Here is a 10,641-nt window from a genome sequence, read left to right on the forward strand (position 1 = left end):
TTAGAAAAAGAATTATCATGAAGCTACTTACAACTATTATGCTCACAATGGCAGTAATTATTTCATATGGCCAGCAAGACACAGCAAAAACAGTTGAGCAAAAAAAAGACACTGTATGGACATTCGAAGGTCAATCGAGCCTAAATTTCACACAAGGATTTCTGGAAAACTGGTCACAAGGTGGTGAAAATTTCTTAAGTACATTGCTTTTAAACGATTACACCATATCTTACGATAAAAAACGTGCGTCATGGGAAAACAGTTTTAATTATAAACTAGGTGGCACTCAGCAGGGAGATCAGGACATGAGAAAAACAGAAGATATATTTGAATTCAATAGTAAATTTGGATATGATATATCGAATCGCAACATCTTTTTTTCAAACATCATTAACTTCAAAACACAATTTCTTAAGGGTTTCGACTACGGTAGCGGGAACGATAGTATAGCAATAAGTCGATTCCTTAACCCTGGCCATCTGGTTGTTGCAACAGGTTTTGAATACAAATACGATAAAATATTAAGTGCCATGATATCGCCGCTTTCAGGGAAAGCAACTTTTATGACAGATACTGTAAAATACAATCCCGAAACTTTTGGTATAGATGGCGATAAAAACTTTAGAGCAGAGATGGGTGCATACATTCGAATAAAATTCAAAAAGGAACTGATTAAAAATGTCAGTATTAACACATCACTCGAACTATTTAACAATTATTTTGACCACCCTGAAAACATTGATATTGACTGGCAATCAACAATAACCTTTAAGGCCAATGATTTTATCAAAACTGTACTGTTCACACATTTTGTATATGACCAAAATGTTTCCCAATACTGGCAGGTAAAAGAGACCCTTGGTATTGGTATAGCCTACAGCATCAAATAATAAAAAATGAGAATATTGTAATGGCAGCGTAAAGTATGCTTGCAATGCCATTTGTGGTAAAAAAAGCTAAATTAACTTTGGACAAATCTGAAACCTTGACTATCAAATGTTGGTATAGTAGCAACAAAACAAAAATACCGGCACCAATGAAATAAATATAGGTAAGGTTAAGCCAGGTTCCAATCAGTATAATAATTACCCCAGAAAATAGATGTATCGCCCTGGAAATCCACAAGGCGTTTTTTCTACCAAAATATGAGGGTATTGAGAACAATCCCTGCGCTTTATCAAAATTATCATCTTGCAGGGCATAAATAATATCGAAGCCGGTTACCCACAATAGCACAGCTACTGACAGCATAACCGGTACCAGATGAAAAGTGCCTGTAACCGCTAAAAAGGCACCAATGGGCGCCAACGACAAACCTAATCCGAGGATAAAATGACAAAGCCAGGTGAATCTTTTGGTAAGGCTATATCCCAGTACCACGGCTATGGCTACAAATGACAGATAGAAACAAAGCAAATTTATAAACCATGTGGTAATAATAAATGCCAATACATTAATAATCACAAACCAACCTGCGGCCTGAACCGAAACTGCCCCTGAAGGTATTTCTCTGGAAGCTGTACGGACATTTTGCGCATCAATATTGCGATCTATATACCGATTGAAACCCATAGCAGCATTGCGTGCAAATACCATTGCAAGCAATACTTTCAACAGGTCGAGCCAATTAAAGCCCCCATCAAAATATACGGCAGCCATAAAATATCCAACCAATGCAAATGGCATAGCAAAAACAGTATGGGCAAACTTCACGAGTGAAAGAAACTTTTGCATAAAGCAAGATTTAAAACTTGCGTAAAAATAGCAACTTTTACACATCCTAAAAAAACTAACACCTCTAGTTTAGAGGTCTGCTTCACTAAAAAAATTTGATTTTCCTGATAGATTTTGCTACATTGTTAGTAATTAAAAATAAAATACTATGAACCGAGCCATGACCAAATTTTTGTCACACACGCACATGATTATAAGGAAGCTAACAGACCATGTGAAGTGTAATTGAAACATCATGGCGAGCTCCATATGACAATTAAAATCAAAATTATAAACATATGAAAAAATTGCTTATTACCTGCCTTGTAATCATCTTTTCACTGAGCCTTTTTGGACAAAAAATTATTGATTACAAACAGTGGTCAAACCCAACAGTATTTCAAACAAGCCCAACGCCAGTAATTACAGGTTTTGGAGAGTATAGCGATTCCCTATCAAATGTGTACGATGGCAAAACATTCTTTGCCAACGGAACTGATTATTTCCAGATAGAATCCTGGGCCGATTACTACTATTGGTTTACACAAAAATTCTGGTATAAATTCAGAAACCCTGAATTATACGAATATTTTTACCTGACGGAGGATAATTATGAAATGGCCAGATTTGTCGCTACTCAGTACCTAGGTAAATACTACCCTTCTGCGCTTACGATTCAACTTGAACCGGGTAAGTCAAAAAGTACTGTCAACAGGACAGCAGGAGGTGCTCATTATGCAAGCAACATTAAGCAAGTACAGGAACTGCAAAAAGACCTCAAGGACCCAATAAACAAAGTAAAGGTCAGAACTTTTAACTATGACATCAATGAAGGGAAAGTGAGAGCGAAACGAGAAGCCACAAAAAAGAGATATGACTACAGCCAGCCAAACAACTCAGGTATCCGAACGTTCAAGCATAAAACAGTTCCAGCAAAAATAAATTCGAAACGAATAAACCAATCGAAGAGCCGAAGCACCAGAAGGAGTGGCTCGTCTAATTCGAAACGGACAAAATCAAAACCATCAAAAAGCAGGGAACGATAAAGGACTTTTAATTTCAAGAAGGCCATTTCGCGAATCTGAACATTAGGTTCCCGAAATGGTCTTTTTTATTATACAAGCACAAATTTTAACATTATATTTAACTGCACTTTAATAACCAATGAAAACCTATATTGAATAGAACAAAAACAATAAAAAATTACCTGAGGTCAGGTTTTAACTGGCGTATAGCATTTGCTTTTTTGGCCGGAGCCATTGCTTCTGCCTTATTAATGGATTTCCCCTTCTTTTCGACTCCCATAAAAGACACAGCTTTTACCGAAGGATTTAGCAATTTACTTGCAACCATCACTGCCTCGATAATAGAGGTCAATGGCTATGAAGTTACTTTGAAGGAACCAAGCATTTTATTTACAAAGTCGAATGGAATTTATTTTGCATTTGGCTGTCTGGGCTATCGCCAAATCATTTGGTTTTCTGTATTTCTGTTAATCAGCCCTGGTAAGCCCATAAATAAATCCTGGTTCATACTCCTGGGAATTATCATTATTGAATTCAGCAACGTATTGCGGGCTGCAATTATTGGCATAAGTAATTATCATAACCCACAATCCTTTGAAATTATTCATGCCCAGGGCACCATCTGGTTTGTTTACGGCACAGTGCTTCTGCTTTGGCTGTTTTGGTTAGAGAGTTTAAAAAGTGACATTCTGTCACACACAACCCACACTGCATAATATCGTATAATCAAATATAAAACAAACATATACATTAATTTACACATATCAATTTAAACAGAAGTGGAATAAAGTTTGTTAATATTTTGGAAAAAATAGACAGTTATGTACTCTAAAACCAACATATTTAGTTTCAAAGAAGACCCCAAAAAGATAAAAGCAGGATCGGTATTGGTTTCAGAGCCATTTTCCAGAGATCCGCATTTTAGTAAATCTGTCGTGCTCATTACAGAGCATAACGATAAGGGTACAGTGGGCTTCATTCTAAATAAACCGGTAAAAATGGCTTTGAGTGATTTAATGAAAGACTTCCCGAATATTGACACAAACATATCTATTGGCGGACCAGTGGAGACCAACTCGGTGCATTTTATACACACCCTGGGGCAACAAATCGAAGGTACAAAGGAGGTAAATGATGGTTTATTTTGGGGTGGTAACTTCAAAAAACTCCAGCAACTGGTTTCTTTGGGCCTCGTTGATCAGCGTCATGTGAAATTCTTCATAGGATATGCAGGATGGAAACCAAAGCAACTGGAAACAGAAATTGATAATAATTACTGGAAAATTACAAACCTGCAAAACACCGAAATTCTCGATAACGACCCCGGAATGTGGTACAATACCGTGGCCCACTTCGGGGAGGCTTTTAAACCATGGCTGAACGTACCGGAAAATCCGGCATGGAACTAAAATTGTCGATTTACAATTTTCAAATTCAACTTTTCAGACAGCTCTGCACCAAAGCGATGATAATAGCGTCGTTCTTTGTATCCTTTTACCCAGTTGATGCCCTGCACAGCATTGGTTAACAGAACCTCATCGGCTTTCTGTAAATCATCCTCATTAATGCCCCGCTCCGTTATTTTATAATTTGTATCAGCTAATAAATCTAGTACCTGCTTTCGCATAGTGCCATCCAGGGCACCGTTAGACACACCGGGCGCAATAACCTGGTTACCTGCAACCAAAAAAACATTTGAGTTCACTGTCTCAATAATGTCATCCCGTTCATTCATTATAAAGCAATCATCAAACCCGTGTGCTTTAGCAAACTTACCTGCAAGTACATAAAAAATACTACTTGTAGTCTTTAAAGATGCCAGTCTGTTCAAAGGTTTTTTCATCTCCGAAAATGCAGTAAGTAACTTACCGGTTCCCACAAAGGGATAAAAAGGCTCATTATCAAAAGGCTCACCATCAAGCAAGAAGCCCGACTCATTATTTTGAGGAGTATATCTGCCCGCTCCTACCCGATAAACCGTAAGTCTTAACCTTGCACCTTTGTACCATTTGTTTTTATGAATGAACCGGGCTACCAGCTTTCGCAACCCATCAATCTGCAAATCAGTATGAAGTGGAATGTCAAGCAAATCCAGACTATTAGCCAGTCGTTCGAAATGAGTTTCAGCAAAAACTATATCTTCTCCTAATGTGCGCATGGTTTCAAAAACACCATCGCCATATAGAAAAGCACGATTTTGAACCGGTAAAGCAACTTCTCGCCTAACCCACTCACCATCAACACATAACCAATGATAGTTAAGCTCCATAAAAACTAATTTACATCAGGAATCTGATTTATAATTTTTATCGTTGAAGTATTAGCTTCCAATTTAAAACTTTTAATACCTGCACGTTCCCCTGCTTCAATGTCTCGTTGACTATCACCAATTAGGAATGAAGTGGAAAAATCTATATTATGCAAGGCAGCGGCCTTTTCAATCAAAAGTGTATCTGGTTTTCGACACAGGCATTTTTCAAGCTTATCGTGATGCGGACAATAAAAAAAGTCGTCAATTTTGGCATTATAATGCTGCAACTGCCGCTGTATTTCAGCATGTACAGTTTCCACATCTACCGAATCATAAAGCCCCTTTGAGATACCACCCTGATTGCTAATAACAATAACTTTATAACCGGCCTCATTAATTTTATGGATGCATTGCCCTATATCGGGATTCAGCTCCAAATCAGCTGGTCTGAATACATAGTAATGGTTTGCATTGTTATTGATCACACCATCACGATCGAAAAAAACGGCTCTTGCTTTCATTAATCAACAAATTACCAATTAAGCAATTGATTTAAAAATACATTTATCAGACGTGGTTCAAGTACCAGCGGGAAAAGAAATCCAAATATTGCACCCCAGAAGTGTGCATCGTGACCAATATTATCTACATTCTTTTTCCCCATATAATATGAATACGCCAGGTAAGCAATTCCAAAAACAATCCCGGGTATGGGCAATACGCCAAAAAACAGTACTTTTTCCAGCGGTGCAAAAAATATACATGCAAACACCACAGCAGAAACGGCACCAGATGCCCCTACTGCACTATAGCTATAATTGTCTTTTTGCTTGAACAAACTCACCAGACTCGATGCCAATATGGCCAGCACATAAAAGATCAGGAATAACAGGCCGGCGGGCATAAAAGCAAAATAATGATTAAAAAAGAATATAAGCACATTTGCAAAAGAATAGAGCACGAGCATGTTAATAATTAAATGCATCCAGTCTACATGCAAAAGCGCATGTGAAAATAACCGATAATACTCTTTTCTTTTTATAACCTGGTAAGGTGAAAAGTTATATCTGTACATAATCTCGGGTCGTTGAAAAGCATATACAGATACAACTGCAGTGATAACAATTATAAATAGCGTCATTTAAAATTATTTGTTTTATTTTATGATTAATCTTTTTGTTGAAACGTGGTTTTCATATATCGCCTGTACTAAATACAAGCCCGATGTAAAACTATTAGTCTTCAATTTATAAATACTACTACCAGATAATGGCTCAGACATTACAACGCCGCCGTTTGCATTTACTATGCGAACCATATTTGGAGTTTGCTCATCAAACGCAATAAGTACGTCAGATGTTGCAGGATTTGGAAAAACTTTCCATGATTTGGCTGCATTTAACTCCTTAACAGATATGCCGGCATTTACAGTAATATTTACTGTATCAGTTTCAGATGAACCAACCTGATCGGCTACTTCTAAATAAACCTGCAATGTAGTATCAGTTGTAACTTCCGGAGCATCGAATGTGGGCGTTGCTGTAGTTTCACCAATTAAATCTATTGTAGCATTGGTCCACCAGCTATAGGTCATATCATCTCCATCAGGGTCGTATGATGAAGTTCCATCAAGCTGAACAACTGTCCCGGCATCAACCGATTGATCAGCACCGGCATTAGCAACCGGCAGCATATTGCCAGCAGTATCAAGGCTGTAAGTCCAGTAGCCTTCAGGCGCAGTCATTGGTCTAACCTGTTCTTTTCCACTGTTGGCGGTTGCTTTCAGGTAATATTGCACAATTACAGAGTCGGCTTTAGCCTCAACGGGAATCTGTGCATGCCAAAGCTCTGTAGAATCTATATTTTGGGCCATGCTTAAAGGGGTAAAAGCGGCTGTTGTATCGGTACGATACATTACAGTTGCACTCTCAATACCTGATTTATGTTCAAAATAACCGGTAACCTCATGGTTTCGACTTACGGCATCCGCTGTTTTCAGCTTTCGGTGTGAGATCAACAACGGATTATGAGCACCGAGCTCATGTGTAATACAATGAATTGCTCCACTCAGGCCAATAATATCGTCGCAGTCAATTCCCACAACTTCATATCCCGGCATATGCTCACGATAAATATTCAATGCTTCTTCATCGGTATCAGCGCCATATATCGGAACCAACACCAGCTCATTCAAAATTAAGGCGTTTGTATATGTTCTGTAATCGCCCCAATCATCGGGATAATTACCATACGCATCGGGTGGCATCGGTATGCGTACAACATTAAATGGTGTTCCGAAAACGGTTTGGTAATTATTTAATACATATTGCAGGTTTGCCTCTATTTGCGGGCCATCAGCCACACCATCGGGGTATTGGCCAACCAGAAGGGTCTCCTCATCGAGCAACTTCATGTGCATATCAATGTGGTGTATTCCATCGTATGGCAATGTTTCCATAAGCACATACTCATCAATCCCCATAAAAGCCTGCACAATATCCCGTACTTCCTGCTCTGTATGTCCGGGATTCTCTTCAACAATAAGTTCTGAAGAAAACCCAAGTCCAAAACCATCACTCATGAAATTACCACCAGTTCCGACAAGATCATATGGTTCAGTGGTATTTTCATACAAAGGAATACCCATCTCATTGGCAAGGGCAGCCGGAATTGCATCATCATCAGGTCGGGGACGGTTGTAAATCCAATCTACAAATATCAATGAGTCAACATTATTTTTGTAAACATTACTGGGTCCATAATCGCGAATCCATATACTATTGGCATATTCATTAAGAAAATCAACGCTATCCAGGGCTATTCCCTCACTTGTAAGGGTCGAAGAAACTGAGGAAGAATTAGTAGTTACGATATAAACCTTTCCCTGATCGACACTGTGGCGTACAATCTCAGTTAATATACCAGGAAAGCTTTGCCAGGATATTACCACACCCTGCATCTCTTCCCACTCTGCAGCAGCTCTCACCGGAAACTCAGGAGGCGTGGTCTCTCCCCTGGATTGAATATTCTCCAGATAAACGGGCATTATTTTTTTCTCGGCTTTGGTCATTTTGTGGGGCAAGGTCTGGGCCGAGGCGGCTAACCCCATAGTAATCATAACGATGGCGATAATAGTTCTCATAGCTTTTTAATTTGTGAAATAATCAAGTGAAATAACCAAAAAATATCGAGTTTTGCAAACGGGACAGCTTGTCACCTAACTTCTTAAAATCAGCCATTTCTTACCACTTCTGACAAGATGACAAAAGCATTTTGCTTTGGCAGGGCTTTTGATAACCTGCAATGGTACTAAAACAAAGAAGATATCATTATGGTAGATAAATCGAAGCAAAAAGAAGAAGAAAAAAAGCAGCAACAAGCCAGTAATGGTAAACAAGAAACTTCTGCCAGGGATCAATCCAAAACCCACGAAGAACAACAAGCTGTAGAAGATAATAAAGACGAAAATAAAGAATCTTCTGAAAAAGAAGAGGAAACAAAAGATCATAAAAAATCGACAAAAGACAGCAAGGCAAAAGGCAACAAAAAAGGAAAGAAAAAAGATCCTAAAGAAGAAAAAATACAGGAGCTTGGCGAGCAAGTTGAGAAATTAAACGATCGCTACGTGAGATTGCAGGCTGAATTCGACAATTACCGCAAACGCACCATCAAAGAAAAAGCTGACTTACTAAAATCAGCAGGTGAAGATGTATTGAAAGATATGCTTCCGGTTATTGACGATATGGACCGGGCAATTGAAACCATTGAAGCTGCCGAAGATAAAGATGCCATTAAGGCTGGGATGCAGTTAATTGACCAAAAATTTAAAGAATTCGTTAAGCAAAAAGGTGTTTCAGAAATTGATGCCATGCACCAGGAATTCGACACAGATGTGCACGAAGCAATGACAAAAATCCCTGCACCTAAAGAAGAGCTGAAAGGGAAAGTGGTAGATGTTATTCAGAAAGGATATAAACTTAACGATAAGGTAATTAGATTTGCTAAAGTTGTCATTGGAGAATAAGCAGCGCAATTACAGAAAGTAAGGATTATGAGTAAAAGAGATTACTACGAAGTATTAGGTGTTTCACGCGATGCCTCAAAAGAAGAAATTAAAAAAGCCTACCGCAAAATGGCTATTAAGTATCACCCGGACAAAAACCCGGATGACAAAGAAGCCGAAAATAAATTTAAGGAGGCAGCGGAATCTTATGAGGTATTAAGTGACGACACTAAACGACAACGATACGATCAATTTGGCCATGACGGCGTCAAAGGATCCGGTGGATTCGGCGGTGGCGGCATGAGTATGGATGATATATTCAGTTCATTTGGCGATATCTTTGGAGATGCCTTTGGATTCGGCGATTTTGGCGGATTCGGAGGATTTGGCGGTGGACGTAGTAGACAGAGGGTAAATAAAGGCTCAAACATTCGCATTCGTGTTAAACTAACACTCCAGGAAATGGTCAATGGAGTTGAGAAAAAGGTAAAAGTTAAAAAATACACCGAATGTAAAACCTGTAGCGGCTCTGGTGCAAAAAACGGCGCTTTCAGCACATGCAACACATGTAACGGAAGTGGCCGAGTTACAAGAGTTTCTAATACTTTTCTTGGCCAAATGCAAACCACGGGAGCATGCCCCACTTGTGGTGGCGAAGGAAAAATCATTAAAGATAAATGTACAACCTGCTACGGTGAAGGCATTGTAAAAGATGAAGAGGTAATCAGCATAAAAATCCCGGCAGGTGTAACCGAAGGCATGCAGCTTAATGTCAATGGCAAGGGTAATGCAGCACGCAGAGGTGGCATTCCCGGGGACCTGATGGTAGTAATTGAAGAAGAAGAAAACGAAGATTTCATACGCGATGGCAACGACCTGATTTATAACCTTTACATTGGCATGCCAGATGCTATACTGGGCACTACCGCCGAAATTCCGACTGTAGAAAGCAAGGTTAAAATCAAAATTGACCCGGGCACACAATCTGGCAAAATCCTCAGACTTCGAAACAAAGGCATCCCCCAGGTTAATGGCTACGGACGTGGAGACATGTTAGTTCAGATTAACGTTTGGATGCCTGAAAAAATCAGCCGCGAAGAGCGCAAAATTATTGAGAAGCTGAAAGAATCTGATAATTTTAAACCGCAACCCAAAAAGAAAGAAAAAAGCATATTTGAGCGCATGAGAGACTATTTTGGATAATAGGGCCCACCAAACTGCTAAATAAAACTAAAAAAACCGGCCTCAGAGTTGAGCGCCGGTTTTTTATGTTTCATTTCCAACTAGTCTCAGCAAGAAAACTACCTGTTTTTGGGTGTGCCTAGTAATAAAACTTCAAGAACAAGGCTTGACCATTTTGAAAATCAAGGAGTTTACTTTCGTAAGTGACTGTTTTCAAAATGGTCATAACGCAGTTATTGGAGTTTTCTTGCAGGCACTAATTAAAACAGGTGATTTCCTAAGTTGGTGTTAACCTCAATTTCCAGAGAAGCTTCATCGCGAAAAAATAAATCCTTGCGGAGTTTCGCTAGTAGCAACCCAATTCATTTAAATTTTGTAGCTTTACGCCTTAAAAAAATACCGGACTATGCACTATTTAAGAAATTTTGGAATCTTTGCTGCCGCCTGGATGGTAGCTATGCTCATTT

The 10,641-nt window shown here is 38.9% G+C and carries 11 protein-coding genes; 6 read left to right on the forward strand and 5 right to left on the reverse strand.

Features of this window, described 5'->3' with window-relative positions:
- The first annotated feature begins 17 nt into the window (after positions 1–17).
- Positions 18–890: a DUF3078 domain-containing protein gene (locus tag VJ937_RS05130; protein ID WP_324065820.1), complete on the forward strand. Its 873-nt coding sequence runs from the start codon at positions 18–20 to the stop codon at positions 888–890.
- Here the strand turns inward: VJ937_RS05130 and VJ937_RS05135 are convergent.
- Positions 883–1,734 carry a UbiA-like polyprenyltransferase gene (locus tag VJ937_RS05135; RefSeq protein WP_324065821.1) on the reverse strand — a complete coding sequence of 284 codons (852 nt, stop codon included), beginning with the start codon at positions 1,732–1,734 and terminating at the stop codon, positions 883–885. The genes VJ937_RS05130 and VJ937_RS05135 overlap by 8 nt on opposite strands.
- A gap of 278 nt (positions 1,735–2,012) precedes the next feature.
- On the opposite strand from VJ937_RS05135, the gene VJ937_RS05140 reads away from it, so the two are divergent.
- The 3 genes from VJ937_RS05140 to VJ937_RS05150 all read left to right on the forward strand — a co-directional run bounded on the left by VJ937_RS05140 (position 2,013) and on the right by VJ937_RS05150 (position 4,147).
- Positions 2,013–2,759 (forward strand): hypothetical protein, encoded by a 747-nt coding sequence (locus VJ937_RS05140; protein ID WP_324065822.1) that lies wholly within the window; start codon positions 2,013–2,015, stop codon positions 2,757–2,759.
- A gap of 131 nt (positions 2,760–2,890) precedes the next feature.
- The gene (locus tag VJ937_RS05145; protein ID WP_324065823.1) at positions 2,891–3,454 is read left to right on the forward strand and encodes an archaeosortase/exosortase family protein; all 564 of its coding nucleotides are present in this window, start codon (positions 2,891–2,893) and stop codon (positions 3,452–3,454) included.
- A 105-nt stretch (positions 3,455–3,559) separates the two neighbouring features.
- Positions 3,560–4,147 (forward strand): YqgE/AlgH family protein, encoded by a 588-nt coding sequence (locus tag VJ937_RS05150; RefSeq protein WP_324065824.1) that lies wholly within the window; start codon positions 3,560–3,562, stop codon positions 4,145–4,147.
- On the opposite strand, the gene VJ937_RS05155 is transcribed toward VJ937_RS05150, so the two are convergent.
- Genes VJ937_RS05155 through VJ937_RS05170 form a run of 4 tightly spaced genes read right to left on the reverse strand, consistent with a single transcriptional unit; the run spans position 4,144 to position 8,131 of the window.
- The gene (locus VJ937_RS05155) at positions 4,144–5,007 is read right to left on the reverse strand and encodes an aminotransferase class IV (RefSeq protein ID WP_324065825.1); all 864 of its coding nucleotides are present in this window, start codon (positions 5,005–5,007) and stop codon (positions 4,144–4,146) included. The genes VJ937_RS05150 and VJ937_RS05155 overlap by 4 nt on opposite strands.
- 5 nt (positions 5,008–5,012) lie before the next feature.
- On the reverse strand, positions 5,013–5,510 hold the full coding sequence (locus VJ937_RS05160; RefSeq protein ID WP_324065826.1) for an HAD-IIIA family hydrolase: 498 nt from the start codon (positions 5,508–5,510) through the stop codon (positions 5,013–5,015).
- Positions 5,511–5,521: 11 nt separating this feature from the next.
- Positions 5,522–6,130 carry a rhomboid family intramembrane serine protease gene (locus VJ937_RS05165; protein ID WP_324065827.1) on the reverse strand — a complete coding sequence of 203 codons (609 nt, stop codon included), beginning with the start codon at positions 6,128–6,130 and terminating at the stop codon, positions 5,522–5,524.
- 15 nt (positions 6,131–6,145) lie between these two features.
- A complete protein-coding gene (locus VJ937_RS05170) occupies positions 6,146–8,131 on the reverse strand; it encodes an agmatine deiminase family protein (protein WP_324065828.1) in 1,986 nt (661 codons plus the stop codon).
- A gap of 189 nt (positions 8,132–8,320) precedes the next feature.
- Here VJ937_RS05170 and VJ937_RS05175 point away from each other — a divergent pair, with 189 nt between their 5' ends.
- Together VJ937_RS05175 and dnaJ are read left to right on the forward strand one after the other, a co-directional pair.
- Positions 8,321–9,013: a nucleotide exchange factor GrpE gene (locus VJ937_RS05175; RefSeq protein WP_324065829.1), complete on the forward strand. Its 693-nt coding sequence runs from the start codon at positions 8,321–8,323 to the stop codon at positions 9,011–9,013.
- A gap of 27 nt (positions 9,014–9,040) precedes the next feature.
- Positions 9,041–10,195 (forward strand): molecular chaperone DnaJ, encoded by a 1,155-nt coding sequence (dnaJ, locus tag VJ937_RS05180; protein ID WP_324065830.1) that lies wholly within the window; start codon positions 9,041–9,043, stop codon positions 10,193–10,195.
- Positions 10,196–10,641: the final 446 nt, after the last annotated feature.

The organism is Salinivirga sp. (assembly GCF_035268865.1).
Taxonomy (GTDB): domain Bacteria; phylum Bacteroidota; class Bacteroidia; order Bacteroidales; family Salinivirgaceae; genus Salinivirga.